The following is a 14,845-nucleotide window of genomic DNA, read 5'->3' on the forward strand; positions in this document are numbered from 1 at the left end:
ACTTAAGGATTTAAAGCTTAAAGTCATGGCCCGAATGATAAGTGAACCAGACGCTGCATTACAAGACCTGTCCTTTGAGGAACGACTCGGAATTATGGTTGAAAAGGAATGGCTCGCTAAGAAAAACGCCCGGCTCCAAAGACTCTTACATCGGGCCTCCCTCGGATTGAACGCTTGCATTGAAGATATTGATTATACCGTGGATAGAACGATTGATAAAAAAACCATCCAGGCCCTGTCAACATGCTTCTTTATTGAACAGAAACTCAATATCGTGATTTCCGGTAAAACCGGAAGCGGCAAATCATATATTGCTTGTGCCTTAGGAAACTGTGCCTGTCGGCACGGCTATACCGTCAAATACTTCAGAATCCCGGAACTCCTGCTGGAAATCCAGGCTGCCAAAAGTGAAAACAGGTATGCAAGGTTTATGAATCAACTTCAAAATATTAAATTGCTGATATTAGACGACATTGGTCTTAAAGCATATACACTTGAAGAAAGCAGGGACATTCTTGAAATAACCGAAAGCAGGTACAACAAAAGCTCGACCGTGCTATCGGGACAAGTTCCCCACACCCAGTGGTATGATTTGTTCCCGGACCCTACAATAGCAGATGCCATAATGGATAGGTTTATTCACAATTCATATATCCTGGCTCTTGATTCAAAAAAATCAATGCGTGCAGTGATGGCCGAAAAAACAATAAAAGATATGAAAATAACTATAGATATAGGTACGTATTCCGAGCGAAAACGATCACCAATTCCGACCGAAACTGATCACTGATACTCATTCTGAGGAAAAGCGATCAATAGTGCCTAATATTATAGACACTACCGGGGGGTTGAAAATAAAAATGTTTATCCGCTGGAAAGGGCGATATGCTTATCTGGAACGGCGTTATAAGGACAATAATGGCAAAGTAAAATCTCAATCAAAATATCTTGGACAAAACCACTTATTGACGCTGGAGAAGATGGTAACTGCAAGTGAAATTAGCGAACATGATTTCAAAATGTTAGCCGGCTGTGCTCCTGAGGGAATATTAAAAGCCACAAAGGATGGTGCGCTAACAATATATGATGAAGCTTCCTGCTTGCTCAGAAATCACAGAATAGCTATATTTTTCAATGGCAGTTGGCTGCCCGGCTTAGTGGTCAAAGATGAACATGGCTGGTATCTCAAAGATGATAGCGGCAACATTATTGGTTTGCGACCTGGAACAAGGATAAGGTTAATTCTTTGAGCCGGAAATCTTTTGTAGTGTCTAATATTTTGGACACTACGACAACATAAAGATACTTAACTTACAGTTATGTCAAAAAAAGATTTAGTTACACAAGAAGTTAGTATATGTTCTTGTGTCACCAGTGGGTTGTGGACAGTGCCGTCCTGTGGACAACCTTGCCAGGTTGACCACAGGACTTGGATAACGCTCCGCGTTACCCACACTGTCCACAACCCCGGCGGCTATATAAAATTAAATAATGATATTCTCAATGAGCACAAAAAAGGAAAGGAAGAATTTTTATGACGAATACTTGATTTAAATTGGTCAGTGTGTTATGTAAAAAGTGCCAGCGTCGCTTCGCTCAGATAACAATCGTTTTCGTTTCGGAATCACCTTAATGCATTACTGTAAAATCAAACAACCGACAAGCGGTGTCCGGATGCCTCCGGAATCACTGTCCGGATGTTTCCGGAACGGTGTCCGGATGTTCCCGGATTCGCTGTCCGGATAAACCGGAATACGCATGCCTGATTTATATGAGATTATGCTGGCCCAGGCCAGGCTGGATCAGGTGGATGACGTGCCGGTGTTCACTGTCGGCCGTTTGAAGATACCGGAAGAATCCATGATTTTAAAAAGGTTGATTGATATTTGTCTTTCCCTCGTTGCGCTTGTGGTTACCGCGCCTTTGTGTATCCTGGTGGGCATTGCCGTAAAATTAGACTCGCCGGGGCCTGTTTTATACCGGCAAAAGCGTCTTACCATGCAGGAAAAACCTTTTTATCTGTACAAGTTCCGTACCATGGTGGTCGACGCCGAACAGGAGAGCGGGCCGGTGCTGGCCTCGCAAGACGACCCGCGGGTTACCAGGGTGGGGCGCTTGTTGCGGGCGGCCCGGATCGACGAAATCCCGCAGTTGCTGAACGTTTTGAAGGGTGATATGAGCATTGTGGGGCCGCGGCCGGAAAGACCTTTTTTCGTTAACGAGTTGGTAAAACAGGACCTGGCTATTTTACTGCAGACTGTAAAAGTAATGTTGATGAAAGACAGGGCCTCTTGAAGCCAATTTTGGCACTTAAACATTTCACGGATGTTTTGTGACTGCCAGGATGGTGATTTGATCTTTATCCGGACCATAACACCAAAATATCCGGTAAGCCGCCGCGGTGGCTTGTTCAGCATATGCTTCGAAAACTTTTTCCCCCTCGGGGCCTTTCAGGCTGGTAAATTCGTGAGTTTGAAGACTTTTATGGCGGGGATTTTCAGCTAAAAGATAAAGGGCTTTTTTAACAGCTTTATATCTCTTGTTCAGCCCTCGATCGTTCTTAAGCGTATTTAATTGTTGTTTCGCCTGTTCAGTGATATATATCGTAAACATTTTTTACCCCATGCTAAAGCTCATTAAGATCCAGGCGGGAAATTTTACCCTCGGAAGCGTCTTTAATGCCTTTAAGAACGCCTTCCAGGGCTTCTCTGTCCTGAAAGAGCCATAATTCGGAGGCGGGGATTTCGACAATAGGCTGTAGAAAAACTTCGCCCCGGTTATTTTTATATATCCGTACTCTTTTATAACCTTTCATTAATTCACCAATGGTAAGCCTATTTCTTTCATCAATAGTTCGGGTATCAACTTCTTCGAATTCGCTGTTAACAAAAATAGTATTATTATCCATGAATGCACCTGGTTTCTGAAATCTAAACAAATCATTTATTTAGATTCTCTCCCGCCCGACTAAACGGGAGGCAGTTTCACAGGATTCAACTGCGTAAGCTATGGACTCTCGTCCATATTCCGGGTGGCAGAAATGCCGCCTGGTTTTACAGTTCTGCCCGGAAGGGGGTGTTACCCACCGCCTTGGTTGATTTAACCTCCGCGCCCGACTTTCACCGCGTGTCTTTGCGACGCATCATCGGATGTAACTGCTTAGAAACCTTTTCCTCTCTAAATTTTACTTAACAATCATATGCCACTCACCTCCTGTGTCTATTATAAAATAGAACAGGTGTTCGTGTAAACATATTATTATTCTTTACATGCTTTTATTTAACTATTTCGTAGCTGCTTACAACCTCCTCGTAATTATTATAATATCATTCCCATAGTGGGTCAATGGGATATGTTAATATAAATAATTATATTCCATACAGACACCGGGATATGTCTACCGGTGAATGTTAAGTACCGCCGGCCACTGGGCCAAGGATTACATTGCGACTGCGGCCGCGAACGGTATCGTCAACGGATACAGCGCGACGACATTCGGTCCTGATGACCCGATTACACGCGAGCAGATCGCGGTGATGATCGTCAGGGCGGTCATAGTGAAGATACGATTGAGCAGAGTGGCAACGTTTGGTATACTATGTTTATGTGATGCTGCGGGTCGATTTTTCTTGTTAATTGTCAAATTTTCTAGAAAATCGGGGGTGGGTTATGTTATTACTGATAATATGAATAACTCAATTTATTGGATATTGTCATAATTGCGAAAAATTATGGCAGCATTGCGAATTAGCAGCGGACCCGGCATGCTCCGGACCCGGTCAATTTTCTGGCCGGGTCTTCACTTGTAAGTTCATGATGGGTGAAAAAGCAAAACCGGCACTTTTAAATGCCGGTCGTTTGGGTTAGTAACATACCTTTTTGTATTACCTCATTATACAAAAATGTTCCTTCTATGGCTTGATTGTACTCATCTCTGGTAAAAACATGCGGCTCAACTATTAGACCAGTATCAGCAAATTCCTCCATTAAAAAAACTGTTTCATTTATATAATCCTTACCAAATACTGGTGATACCACTGCAATATCAACATCGCTGTAAGGTTTGGGGATTCCTTTGGCGTATGAACCGAAAAGATACACCCTATCAATTGGTATTTTATTACCCAAATTATTAATAACTTCTGTCAGTTTTTTGATGATGGTTTCTGTTGGGATAACCTCTCTTTTATTTTTTCTTTTAACCACTTTACCATCGCCTCCATGATACCAGGATTTTTTTAGCTTCTTCCTTATTGCATTTTGAGAATAACCTCTTTTTCCTTTCAGGATATCTGGCAGCAATCGCATAAGTTGTTAAAGCTCTTAAAAAGAACTTTTGCTCTACTGTTAATAATTCCGCAATTTCAGCATCCTGTGCAAGTATATACAGATCATGAATAGGGTCGGGATATTCATCCAGTGCTGTAATACATGCCTTCAAAATCTTTTCGACAGCTTGTTGACACATAAATGCACAATGTAAAAATTTATAATTTTTATAACAAAGATTTGCAACGTCTAGATCTTCGTCAGATATTGCAAGCCATTCTTGAACTTTTTCTCTGGTAGACATTTTTTTATTCCTTCTCCAGAATGCTTTCTTATTTGTCTATATATTATTACCTCCTTTTAATAATATCAAGCTTATGCCAAAAATATTAGTCGGAATTGTAATAGGCAGTGATTCCGACTTGCCTGTTATGAAGGATGCCGCTGCTGTCCATGACGAACTGGGAGTAGTTTATACAATTTTTTGGGGTGCGGTTAGTATAAACTATTATCTTTCATGTGAACATACATTATTGAGTTGAGTGGTAACTTTTGGTATACTGTTTTTATTCGATGCTAAGAGTCTGCCGCCCCCACCGGCGCCTGTAATCCAGTCGCCCGAGGCGCCGGTCGACAAGCCTGTAACGCCGGTTGAGCAGCAGAATCCGGAACAACAGCGACAAGTGACAATAGACGTTGTCAGTATTGTCACCCAATCACTGTCGCAACCTATTTACATTTTCGTAATAATTTGTACGTCAGGGAGCATGCTTGTTGTTCTCTCAAAATTATTATATAATTAATGTGTAAATTTTGAGAGCGAGGAGGGATATTATGCCGAATATCAGACCGATTTCGGAGTTAAGGAATAATGCCAATGAAATCTCCGAGTTTTGTCATAAAGAGCGTGAGCCGGTCTTTATCACTAAAAACGGTGTTGGAGATATGGTGGTTATGAGCATTGAAACTTATGAGCGTCAGCAAGCGTTATTGGAGCTTTACGGAAAGTTGGCGGAAGCCGAGGCTGAGATCGCAAACGGTGCGGCTGGTGAGGACTTTTTTAAGATTGCAAAGAAACTTAGGGCTGGAGTGCATGGAAAAATATAAGCTGTTGATTTTCCCTTCTGCCAAGCAGGATTTACAGGATATTATTGATTATGTAAACGAACTTTCACCTGATGGGGCTATAAAGCTATATGACGAGATAGTGGAGAAGATAGGATCTCTGTCACAAATGTCCCTAAGATGTCCTTTTGTTAAAAACCCATTGTTAAAAGTAAAAGGCTACCGTGTGCTTGTAGTGAATAATTATTTGTTGTTTTTTATTGTGAGGGAAAAGACAGTTGAGATCCGGCGAATTATTTATGGCCGAAGGCGGTATGAGTTTCTGTTTTGAGGATTAAGTCAAGCTAAACCACTGTGGTCATAAAAACACTTAGATGAAATTACAGTCAAAAAGCTTGTAATACAGGTAGACTTTGCCTTATAATGTTTTTAACGGCAACAGGAAACTGATTACTGATAAATGTTCTTAATAAGAGGGTGCCCTTTTTGATTGACCTGCATGCTCACATCCTGCCCGGTTTTGACGACGGCGCTGAGAGTCTGGAGGAAGCAGTGGCCATGGCCCGGTGTGCTTGTGACGGTGGGATCAGTGCCGTAGTTGCGACACCCCATGTTGTTACAGGACTCTATACTCCGGCAAAGGAGGCAATCCTGGAAGGGGTGGAGCATTTCCGTAATCTTTTAAGCGCGAAGGGTATACCCTTAAATATTTTCCCTGGCGCGGAATATCGTCTGGAGCCCGACCTGCCGGACCGTCTGGCGCGGGGTGAACTGCTAACTTTAAATGATTCCGGGTGCTACCTGCTTGTAGAACTCCCTTCGGTTATGGTTCCCGGCTACACTAACCGGGTGGTTTATGAATTGCTCCTGCAAGGTGTCGTGCCTGTAATAGCCCACCCGGAAAGAAACACCGGGTTTATCAAAGCTCCTTCTTTGTTGTATGAACTGATTAACCAGGGAGCTTTGTCGCAGATTACCGCAGGCAGTCTCACGGGATTTTTCGGTAGTAATGCCGGTGCCGCAGCAAGGCTTTTCCTGGAACACGGTTGCGCACAGTTTGTGGCATCGGACGCGCATTCTTCAACAGGCAGGGTGCCTGTCCTGGCTGCAGCCATGCAAGAAGTAAGCCGGTTTATAGGACAGGAAGAGGCCGACCGCCTGGTAAAGGAAAACCCCCGGCGGGTGGTTCGGGGAGTCAGCGTTGTCAAAGACGATCTTAAAGAAATAGCAACCTCCCGAAGGGGATTTCTTAAGAGGTTGTTTTCAAGATAAAGAATCCAGGTTGGTGCAATAAACATGCTTAAAAATTTTTTAAGCAAGGTGGAATTGTTTAAAAATTTGGATAATACTATTTTGGAGGAAATTGCCGGACAGTTCACAGTACAGGTATATTTGCGTAATAACGTTATATTTATTGAAAATGAGAAGGGAGATAATCTGTATGTTGTTCGTAAAGGTTCATTGAAGATTTACCGTACGGTCGAAGACGGAAGGGAGATAATGCTGGACGTTTTGTTTCCGGGCTGTTTTTTCGGAGAAATGGCTTTGCTCGACAACTTTAGGCGATCGGCGTCTGTTCAGACTAGGGAGAAATCAGAATTGCTGGTCATGCCCGGAAAAATCTTTGCTACCCTGGTCAGACAGCACCCTACAATAGCATTCAATATTATTCTCGTGATGAGCCGGCGGTTGCGCCTGGCCAACCTGCAAATGGAGAGCTTGGCCCTAAAAGATGCCCGAAGCAGGATAATCAATGCAATTTTGAGAATTTCTCAGCGGCAACAAAACCAGGAGTCTAGTAGCGTACTCCGTTACGGGATTAACCTGACCCACCAGGAGATTGGTGATTTCTCAGGGACTTCCAGGGAAACTGTCACCCGCGTTGTTCAGGAATTGCAGGAGAAAAAACTGATCAGTCTGAAAAAGCGCCGCTTGGTGGTTTTGGATCAGGATGCTTTAGAGAATGAATATAAAAAAGTGTAAAAATATTTGGGAAATGTGATGAGCATTACATATTTTAACCGGTTGACGTGATAACATGCCAAGTGAAAGGTGTATTTTTAACATGATTTTTAAAAAAACGATCGTTCTTTTAGTTGTTTTGTCCTTCCTGCTTGTTTTTCCGGCGGTCGCCGGCGCTCGCGGCGATACAGACCGGATGTTTAACGATGTTGAAAAGGAATACATAGATTACCCATTTATCAAGTACCTGTGGGAATCGGGTGTAATTGCAGGCTTTCCCGACGGCACCTTCCGCCCCGGCGAAAATATTACCCGGGCACAGGCCGCCAAAGTGCTCGTGCTGGCCGGTGGACTTACTGCAACATCTTCTTCTTCGGAGAAGTATTTTGCGGACATGGATGAGAACCACTGGGCCTACGGCATGATCCAGTCTGCTGCCGGTGCCGGTCTGCTCATGGGTTATCCGGACGGCAATTTCAGGCCGGAACAACCTGTCAGCCGGGCGGAGTTAGCCACCTTGCTTTTGCGTTTCGGCAATACCCCGCGGGTTAATGTGGAATTGCCAGAATTGGCGGATATGAATGCAACTCACTGGGCCGCCTATCCCGTGGGCGTGGTTTTGAAGGCCGGCCTGCTCGGCTTGTCGGGTAAAGATGCCTTTGCCCCCGAGGAGCCTGCTACTCGTTCAGATATGGCCCGCGGCCTGGCTCTAATTAAAACTTTGAGTCCGGATCTTAGGAAGGTGCAGCTTGCAGGGAAATTAGCAGTCAAAAAAAACGGTGTGTTTTTGTTGCCAAAAGACACACAAACCAGACACCCGGTCAGCGAAGCGGTGTTGTTGAGCGTAGGCGATACAATAATAGTTGATCAAAATGGAGAGGCAGAGATTGTTTTCGAAGACGGTAGCGGTATAAGAATTAACCCTAACACCGAACTGGAAATAAAAAAATTAGACGGGTTCCTCTTTTTGAGAACGGACGGAACAACCGGGAGCGCGGTGGACAGGCTTGAGATCAAGTTAAAAAAGGGTGTGATCCACGGCGCTCTGGCCAGCCGATATAATGAAAAAGAAGAGAAGGCCGCTCCGACTACTTCCCTTAAAAAGATGCAGCCCGGCTATGGTATGGAAGCCCCCGGTAACCCTGGGGAAGAGGGGCTGGCGCCTGTTTTACTGGCATATAAAGGAGTAGATACTGCAAGCGTTTATAGCGGTTTGTATGCCGCCGGAGAACAAGAAGAACAGGCCGGGCCGGCTGAAGAGGTCGCTTGGTGGCAAGAGCCGTATGAGCAGAGAACCAGGGTAGTGGTTGATATGCCCTGGGGGGTTGCGGCGATTAGAAGTACTTTCTGGACGAACTGGGTTACCTCCGATAGCCAGGGCACTAACGTGCTGGTCGGCCAGGCAGTGGTAAGTGTGGGTGGCCGGCAGGTAGTGGTAGACCTGGGCATGAGTTTTAAAATTGCCGACCCCCTGAGGCCCCCTGAGTTACCTGCGAAGATGACAGAAGATGAGAAAAAAGAATGGGCGGAAATAAAGTCATGGGTCCAGGAGAGGGTCGAGAAAATACTGAAGGAAGTAGCGCAGAACCTTTCCGCAAACCCACAGGTGACCTTGGTTCAGAAAGACCAGGTAGTAACAACGAAACTAGAGACGCTGACGCCGGAACAACAGAATGCGATAATCGAGCAGGAACTACAAACAAAACTTAATCAGATTACTAATGAAATAACCGAACGATATAAAGGTCTATTCAAGGAAACGGGGTTGGATATTAATATATCCGGTCCGGGCACAAGTGCAAATGAGCAACAGCAGCAACAGCCCCAACAACAGCAGCAGCAACAGGAACAACAGCCAGTCAGCAGCGGTGGCGGAGGAGGCCATAGTAGCAGTCCGGTGGATACCGTTGCGCCCACAGTAACGGCTACCAGCCCGGTTGACGGCACCACCGGCGTGGCGGTGAACAGCAGCATAACAGTAACCTTCAGTGAAGAAATACGGGGGGTGAACGAAAACACCTTCACGCTGAAGCGTTCCAACGATAACAGCGTAGTGGCGGCTTCAGTTTTTTACGACGCAGCTAAAAGAACTGCGACGCTGGTTCCCGCCGGGGACCTGGCGGCAGGCACGCGGTACAGCGTCGTGCTCACCGGCGGCATAACAGATACAGCCGGAAACGCCCTGGCGTCTTATACCTTTTACTTTACCACTGCTGAAGGTATTACTGTCACGACTGAGTTGAACTTTATTCCGGCGATGCTGAATATCACGGCCGGGGATACGTTCAGTGTAGATGTAGTTGCTAAAAATGTACAGGATCTTTACGGTGTGGACCTTGAAGTTTTGTATGATCCCGCGTTGGCAGAAGCGCAGTATGTGGTTAGCGGTGCAGCGTGGAATGAGGAGTGGGCCTTCGTCCAGAACGGTATTGATAATAAAAGCGGCAAAATTTCAATGATCTTAACCAGGAAAAAACCCTATGGCGGGTGCAATGGGTTGGTAACCATAGGCACAGTTGTCTTTAAGTCCTTATCGCCCGGCGCGTTGCGGCTAAGTTTTTCATCACAGCATGATTTGTGTAACAGCATACCGGAATTTATAGTCCATCAAGTTTCAGCTTGTGATGTCGATATTTTAAGGTAAGGAGTGAGTAAGACTTGAGAAGATACTTACCGGCTGCCGTGTCCAGTTTGGCTGGGACAATCTATGTCTTATGCGTTGTTTCATTTACGGCTCTCCTTCTGCAAGGAGCAGGTGTTGCGGCGGCTCAAGCGCCGGACGGATTTGAAGTTTTCCTGGAAACCGATAAGCCGGAATATGTCCTGGGGTTGGATAGCGCCACAGTTACAGGCAGGGTTTATTACGGGGCACATGTTCTGCCTGGAGCCAACTTGACCCTGGAGTTCTCTGATATCAACGGGCCGCTTGCTATCGATCAGGTTCTTACTGACGGCCAGGGTGCATTTCAATGGGTTGTCGCACCTGGTACATTTAAAATAGAAGGATTGCATAAAGTTTATGTTAAGATAAGCGGTACGGCTAGCCTGTCATCAGTTGAGTTCCGGGTAATAGCGCCCGTTTTAATCGCCGGTTGCATAAAAAAGCGGGACGGCGGCGCATTTAGCGGAGCGAAGGTCACGCTGATCCAAAACGGGCAGCAAAAATATGAAACTATTACTGATTCCCAGGGGGGGTTCACCATACCGAACGTGTTGCCCGGCAACTACCAAATGGTATCTTTCTTTCCCGGATACCGGAAGATATCTAGCAACCTTGAAGTCAGATCCGGGGCAAACATGGCGCTGGAACCCTTGGCCCTTGCGGCAACCAGCCCCTGCGACCTTGACGGTAGCGGTAGTATAACTGACGATGATTTAATAATTATTTTGAGTTATTACCGGCTCAAAGCCGGCGATCCAGGATGGGATCCCGCCTTCGATGTTTTTCCGGATGGGAGAATAGATATTAAAGACTTGGTAATAACGGGCAAGATTTTTGGCGACAGTTTTTAGATGTGTTGTATTGCAAAAAAATCTTTCGTTCAGCAGGAATTGTAGAGAAATTATAGAAGGCTTTTATGGAGGTGTTTTCCTATACGCGCCAATTATTTCTTAAGGGAAGTGTAATTTACTTTTTTTATTTATCCTTGTTCTGTTTTAGCTTACCTGGATCAGGGAAACGTCAAAGTCGTTTCTTAAACACAATATATAGTAATTAATTATATATGAAAATTATCTATATATTGTTATAAAAATTGGACTTTGGAGTTTCCCTTTTGTATGGATTGAAGATATTTTCCCCTGGAGGTGATTGTTTGGCAGTTATTTAAAGAGGTCCGTTAAGAAAATGTAGTAACGGGAGGGGATAGTGAAATCCCCTTGGTTGGCGGGGAAACAATTTAACTATTTATGCAAGTGAGGTGAAGAAAAAATCAATGATAAGGGTTAAAAAGCAGCATTATCGGGTATTTGCCCTCTTGATGGTATTATCACTGCTGTTTTCCTCGGCGGCATCGGCGGCTGTACCCGCAACACCGGGAATAAGCCCCACCCCGGGAACTTATTCGGGAAGTGTTACCGTAAGTGTTTATAATCCCGAAGGGCCGGATTATAATACCGTGGGGGCGAAAGTGTATTACACTACAAACGGCGATAATCCAATAACGGAGGGCACTCTTTATACAGCACCGGTTGTGTTGAGTTCCAACGCGACAGTCAAGGCGGTGGCCTACAACGACGACGGCTACAGTGATATAGGTACGGCCTCTTATACAGTTACAGCAAAGACCGTTTTGGAGCGCCTTAACGACTTGAGTCCGGTTTTGGATAAGTTCTACAAATTGAGTCCTGAACAAATGAGTTCCGTTGTCGAGATAGTGTACAATGAGTTAGGTATTTTATGGACCGAGGTGCTGAGCGATTCCGAGAAGGCCAACCTGGCCCGTAAAGGTATCACTGAGGACGCCTTGAAGGGAGTAGTAAATGCGTTTAAAAGCTATGTGAACGATTCGGTTCATTCAAGCGGTGGCGCAAGCGGCTACGAAGGCTTTAAAAACGCCATCCAACCGGTTCCAAACCGTGACTTTAACTATTTGGGAGCCTACGGTCCCGGTCTGTACCAGTGCATACGGGGTTCTTTCCCGTTGAGCTTCAGAGATAACCTGTTGGCTATGGGTACCAGCGTCGAGGACTTAATCGATACGATAATCAGTCTGGCCGACCTGAACTTGGTAGCGGGACTAACCCTTACTCCGGAATTAAAAGCTCAGGCTAAAAGTATCTTTGAAACTAAAATTGTTAACACCAGCAACATTACTTTACAGATGCTTATCAACAACGGCCTGACTTTTGAGAATGCTCAACAACTGATTGACAAATTGAGTGATCCTGATAAGTATATCTTGCGGGCAGCTATCTGGACAATGGGCTACCTTGGCTCGCCTAAAGCAAACCCGGCGCCGGGAAACTACCCCGGACCGGTGACGGTTTCGCTCAGCAGCGATACGCCCGGAGCGAAAATTTTCTACACTTTGAACGAAACACCGTGGTCCGTCAATGTGGCTACCTATCTTAGTGAAGGATCTCTTAACTTGACGTCTACTACAACTGTACATGCCGCAGCTTACGCAGACGGGGTTTATACTGAGCCTGTCGACTTTACTTACACCATTGCGGCGCCAGTGACACTGAGCAGCATCAGCCTGGACAGCGCCAGTTACAGCCTGAACATAGGCGGCACCCACAACACCGTAGTGACAGCGACCTATTCAGACAGCAGCAGCGCTGACGTTACAGCCGCCGCCAGTTACAGCAGCGGTAACACAAACGTGGCGACCGTAAACGCAAGCGGCGTAGTCACAGCAGTAGGCGCAGGCGACACAGTAATCACCGCGACCTATGGCGGCAAGAGCGCCACAGCGAGCGTCACAGTAAACGCGGCGCCAGTGACACTGAGCAGCATCAGCCTGGACAGCGCCAGTTACAGTCTGAACATAGGCGGCACCCACAACACCGTAGTGACAGCGACCTATTCAGACAGCAGCAGCGCTGACGTTACAGCCGCCGCCAGTTACAGCAGCGGTAACACAAACGTGGCGACCGTAAACGCAAGCGGCGTAGTCACAGCAGTAGGCGCAGGCGACACAGTAATCACCGCGACCTATGGAGGGAAGACAGCCACAGCAACCGTGACCGTAAGCGCGGGTGGCGGTACAGTGAAAGGATCAGTAGTCCCGCAAGGTCTCAGTGCGGGCAAGTTTGCCGGGATAAATGTTATACTGCTTAACGGTAGTCAACAAGTAAGCAGTGTGTCAACTTTGGCCGACGGTTCTTACCAGATGGACAATGTGCCGGAAGGCAATTACACTGTTATGATCGAAAGCCCTAAATACTTGAGCAGTAAAATTTCCAGTGTTGCAGTTTCTGTTGGTTCAACAGTAAATTTAAGTCCGGTCACCTTACTGGTTGGCGATGCCAACAGCGATGACATGATCGGCGGCCTTGACTTCTCTGCCTTGCTTTCGGCATGGAATAAGAGTGAAGGACAGTCCGGATACAACCCGCTCAATGATTTCAACGGAGACAAAACAATAGGCGGTCTAGATTTCAGTTTGCTGTTGCAGAATTGGAATAAAAAAGGCGTTACTGTACCATAAGAACTTAGTTTAACTGTAAGCAGGTGTATGTAATGAGGAAGCGCAAGGTAAATATTACGGTTCCGATGGTAATTGTATTATTTATCTGCGCTTTCCTCTATCCCCATATTTTAGCATGGGCTTCGGGTTCTATTAATAATGTTACAATTGAAGCGTACGACAACTACACAAATGGAGCCCGGCTGTTGGACCCAAGTGCGTTAAAGCCTGGGGAAATATTTTGGGCAAAGGTAATGGTTAGCGGAGGTGATTTGCAGGGAGTAGATATTTTTTTGAAATATGATCCCACTGTGTTGGAAGCTAAAGACGCGAGAGTAGGCGTAATAAATGGAGTTACTTTATTTGATCCAGCCGGCGCCGGCAACATAAACAATAATGATGGCTGGGTTAAATGTGTCGCCGCAAATAGTTCTGGAAGGGACTATGCAATGGCCCCTATCCTTAACGTGGAGTTCAAAATTAAGGATAACGCGTCAAGGGCTGGTAAGGTATGGTGGGATGGGGCTGTCGGTGGTTCAACAGTAGCCATTGACTCTGCCAAAAACCCAATTAGTCTTCCGCAAGTGTACTCGCTTTATGTAATGGCCCCGAGGCCTTCTATAACAGTGGGGAGCAATTATCCCGCCGGCGCCGGTGCTGCGGTAAGTGGTAATATTATAGCGATCTTTTCGCCGGTAGTAAAAAATTCAAATCAAGTAGCTGTTGAACTGGCGCATGACGGCATAGTTGATACTGTTTTCGGTACTGTAAATGGAAATATCTTAATTGTGCAATATTCGGGTTTGGCTTATAATTCCAGTTACTCAGTAACAATACCGGCAGGGAGCGTATTAAGCGAAGTTTACAATTCTGCGAATGAGTCAATAAGTTGGGATTTTACTACGACGCAGGCAATCGCTGGTAACACAATTTGCCTGGAAGGCCTGCCGTCCGGCAGCTATGGAGGAGTCAAAGTCAGGGTGCTTGACAGCCAGGGAACTGAAGTTGCGGCAATAACAAGTAAAGCCGACGGGTCTTATGACCTGGCTGGTATTTCTCCCGGAACCTATACCCTGGAATTTTCCGCCGACAGGCACCTTGAGAAAAAGATTGACAATGTTATATTTAAAGAAGGCGGAATAGCTGAAATTGGCGCGGTAACCCTGCTGACTGGTGACGCGAACAACGATGACATGGTTGGCGGCCTTGATTTTTCCACCTTGCTGGCAGCGTGGAATAAACATTCGGGAGAGGCCGGATACGGCGACAGCTGTGATTTCAATGGGGACGGCCAGATTGGCGGCCTTGATTTCAGTTTAATGCTGGCTAACTGGAATAAAAAAGGTGCGAGTTGGCAGCAGTAAATCATTGTAAGTTGACTCTGTTTATTCAAATTTAGATCTTTGAGTGCGGTT

The 14,845-nt window shown here is 45.8% G+C and carries 17 protein-coding genes; 12 read left to right on the forward strand and 5 right to left on the reverse strand.

The window, feature by feature from the left end; genetic code table 11:
• The 3 genes from istB to L7E55_RS00015 form a co-directional block, all read left to right on the forward strand.
• The coding region (istB, locus tag L7E55_RS00005; protein ID WP_277441898.1) for an IS21-like element helper ATPase IstB at nt 1–790 on the forward strand (790 nt) is incomplete at its 5' end.
• A gap of 70 nt (nt 791–860) precedes the next feature.
• Nucleotides 861–1,250, forward strand: coding sequence for a hypothetical protein (locus L7E55_RS00010; protein WP_277441899.1), 390 nt, complete (start codon nt 861–863; stop codon nt 1,248–1,250).
• A gap of 508 nt (nt 1,251–1,758) precedes the next feature.
• The gene (locus L7E55_RS00015; RefSeq protein WP_277441900.1) at nt 1,759–2,295 is read left to right on the forward strand and encodes a sugar transferase; all 537 of its coding nucleotides are present in this window, start codon (nt 1,759–1,761) and stop codon (nt 2,293–2,295) included.
• A 24-nt stretch (nt 2,296–2,319) separates the two neighbouring features.
• Here L7E55_RS00015 and L7E55_RS00020 read toward each other — a convergent pair whose 3' ends face one another.
• Both L7E55_RS00020 and L7E55_RS00025 read right to left on the reverse strand, forming a co-directional pair.
• Complete coding sequence (locus L7E55_RS00020) at nt 2,320–2,613, reverse strand: type II toxin-antitoxin system RelE family toxin (protein WP_277441901.1); 294 nt, start codon at nt 2,611–2,613, stop codon at nt 2,320–2,322.
• A 13-nt stretch (nt 2,614–2,626) separates the two neighbouring features.
• Nucleotides 2,627–2,908: a hypothetical protein gene (locus tag L7E55_RS00025; RefSeq protein ID WP_277441902.1), complete on the reverse strand. Its 282-nt coding sequence runs from the start codon at nt 2,906–2,908 to the stop codon at nt 2,627–2,629.
• A 499-nt stretch (nt 2,909–3,407) separates the two neighbouring features.
• Between L7E55_RS00025 and L7E55_RS17625 the strand changes: the two genes are divergently transcribed.
• On the forward strand, nt 3,408–3,719 hold the full coding sequence (locus L7E55_RS17625; RefSeq protein ID WP_420851980.1) for an S-layer homology domain-containing protein: 312 nt from the start codon (nt 3,408–3,410) through the stop codon (nt 3,717–3,719).
• 124 nt (nt 3,720–3,843) lie between these two features.
• On the opposite strand, the gene L7E55_RS00030 is transcribed toward L7E55_RS17625, so the two are convergent.
• From L7E55_RS00030 to L7E55_RS00045, 3 genes are all read right to left on the reverse strand, one after another.
• On the reverse strand, nt 3,844–4,206 hold the full coding sequence (locus L7E55_RS00030; protein WP_277441903.1) for a nucleotidyltransferase domain-containing protein: 363 nt from the start codon (nt 4,204–4,206) through the stop codon (nt 3,844–3,846).
• A gap of 1 nt (nt 4,207) precedes the next feature.
• Nucleotides 4,208–4,573: a HEPN domain-containing protein gene (locus L7E55_RS00035; protein WP_277441904.1), complete on the reverse strand. Its 366-nt coding sequence runs from the start codon at nt 4,571–4,573 to the stop codon at nt 4,208–4,210.
• Between the two features lie 262 nt (nt 4,574–4,835).
• Entirely contained in the window at nt 4,836–4,985 is a 150-nt protein-coding gene (locus L7E55_RS00045) for a hypothetical protein (RefSeq protein WP_277441905.1), read from the reverse strand.
• A gap of 118 nt (nt 4,986–5,103) precedes the next feature.
• On the opposite strand from L7E55_RS00045, the gene L7E55_RS00050 reads away from it, so the two are divergent.
• The 8 genes from L7E55_RS00050 (at nt 5,104) to L7E55_RS00085 (ending at nt 14,794) form a co-directional block, all read left to right on the forward strand.
• Nucleotides 5,104–5,376, forward strand: coding sequence for a type II toxin-antitoxin system Phd/YefM family antitoxin (locus tag L7E55_RS00050; protein ID WP_277441906.1), 273 nt, complete (start codon nt 5,104–5,106; stop codon nt 5,374–5,376).
• Nucleotides 5,363–5,665 carry a type II toxin-antitoxin system RelE/ParE family toxin gene (locus L7E55_RS00055; protein ID WP_277441907.1) on the forward strand — a complete coding sequence of 101 codons (303 nt, stop codon included), beginning with the start codon at nt 5,363–5,365 and terminating at the stop codon, nt 5,663–5,665. The genes L7E55_RS00050 and L7E55_RS00055 overlap by 14 nt, the downstream gene beginning before the upstream one ends.
• 155 nt (nt 5,666–5,820) lie before the next feature.
• Nucleotides 5,821–6,606, forward strand: coding sequence for a tyrosine-protein phosphatase (locus L7E55_RS00060; RefSeq protein ID WP_277441908.1), 786 nt, complete (start codon nt 5,821–5,823; stop codon nt 6,604–6,606).
• 24 nt (nt 6,607–6,630) lie between these two features.
• Nucleotides 6,631–7,317: a Crp/Fnr family transcriptional regulator gene (locus L7E55_RS00065; RefSeq protein ID WP_277441910.1), complete on the forward strand. Its 687-nt coding sequence runs from the start codon at nt 6,631–6,633 to the stop codon at nt 7,315–7,317.
• Nucleotides 7,318–7,399: 82 nt separating this feature from the next.
• Nucleotides 7,400–9,940, forward strand: coding sequence for an S-layer homology domain-containing protein (locus L7E55_RS00070; RefSeq protein ID WP_277441911.1), 2,541 nt, complete (start codon nt 7,400–7,402; stop codon nt 9,938–9,940).
• 14 nt (nt 9,941–9,954) lie between these two features.
• The gene (locus L7E55_RS00075) at nt 9,955–10,809 is read left to right on the forward strand and encodes a carboxypeptidase regulatory-like domain-containing protein (RefSeq protein WP_277441912.1); all 855 of its coding nucleotides are present in this window, start codon (nt 9,955–9,957) and stop codon (nt 10,807–10,809) included.
• A 422-nt stretch (nt 10,810–11,231) separates the two neighbouring features.
• Nucleotides 11,232–13,451 carry an FN3 associated domain-containing protein gene (locus L7E55_RS00080; RefSeq protein WP_277441913.1) on the forward strand — a complete coding sequence of 740 codons (2,220 nt, stop codon included), beginning with the start codon at nt 11,232–11,234 and terminating at the stop codon, nt 13,449–13,451.
• Nucleotides 13,452–13,483: 32 nt separating this feature from the next.
• On the forward strand, nt 13,484–14,794 hold the full coding sequence (locus L7E55_RS00085; protein WP_277441914.1) for a cohesin domain-containing protein: 1,311 nt from the start codon (nt 13,484–13,486) through the stop codon (nt 14,792–14,794).
• The last annotated feature ends 51 nt before the right edge of the window (nt 14,795–14,845 follow it).

It is taken from the genome of Pelotomaculum isophthalicicum JI, assembly GCF_029478095.1.
In the GTDB taxonomy this organism is placed as follows: Bacteria; Bacillota; Desulfotomaculia; order Desulfotomaculales; family Pelotomaculaceae; genus Pelotomaculum_D; species Pelotomaculum_D isophthalicicum.

Coding starts and splice junctions, on each gene's coding strand:
- L7E55_RS00070 (WP_277441911.1), top strand. CDS start 7,400: ATGATTTTTAAAAAAACGATCGTTCTTTTAGTTGTTTTGTCCTTCCTG.
- L7E55_RS00080 (WP_277441913.1), top strand. CDS start 11,232: ATGATAAGGGTTAAAAAGCAGCATTATCGGGTATTTGCCCTCTTGATG.
- L7E55_RS00015 (WP_277441900.1), top strand. CDS start 1,759: ATGCCTGATTTATATGAGATTATGCTGGCCCAGGCCAGGCTGGATCAG.
- L7E55_RS00020 (WP_277441901.1), bottom strand. CDS start 2,613: ATGTTTACGATATATATCACTGAACAGGCGAAACAACAATTAAATACG.
- L7E55_RS00065 (WP_277441910.1), top strand. CDS start 6,631: ATGCTTAAAAATTTTTTAAGCAAGGTGGAATTGTTTAAAAATTTGGAT.
- L7E55_RS00010 (WP_277441899.1), top strand. CDS start 861: ATGTTTATCCGCTGGAAAGGGCGATATGCTTATCTGGAACGGCGTTAT.
- L7E55_RS00035 (WP_277441904.1), bottom strand. CDS start 4,573: ATGTCTACCAGAGAAAAAGTTCAAGAATGGCTTGCAATATCTGACGAA.
- L7E55_RS00085 (WP_277441914.1), top strand. CDS start 13,484: ATGAGGAAGCGCAAGGTAAATATTACGGTTCCGATGGTAATTGTATTA.
- L7E55_RS00055 (WP_277441907.1), top strand. CDS start 5,363: ATGGAAAAATATAAGCTGTTGATTTTCCCTTCTGCCAAGCAGGATTTA.
- L7E55_RS17625 (WP_420851980.1), top strand. CDS start 3,408: ATGTTAAGTACCGCCGGCCACTGGGCCAAGGATTACATTGCGACTGCG.
- L7E55_RS00025 (WP_277441902.1), bottom strand. CDS start 2,908: ATGGATAATAATACTATTTTTGTTAACAGCGAATTCGAAGAAGTTGAT.
- L7E55_RS00050 (WP_277441906.1), top strand. CDS start 5,104: ATGCCGAATATCAGACCGATTTCGGAGTTAAGGAATAATGCCAATGAA.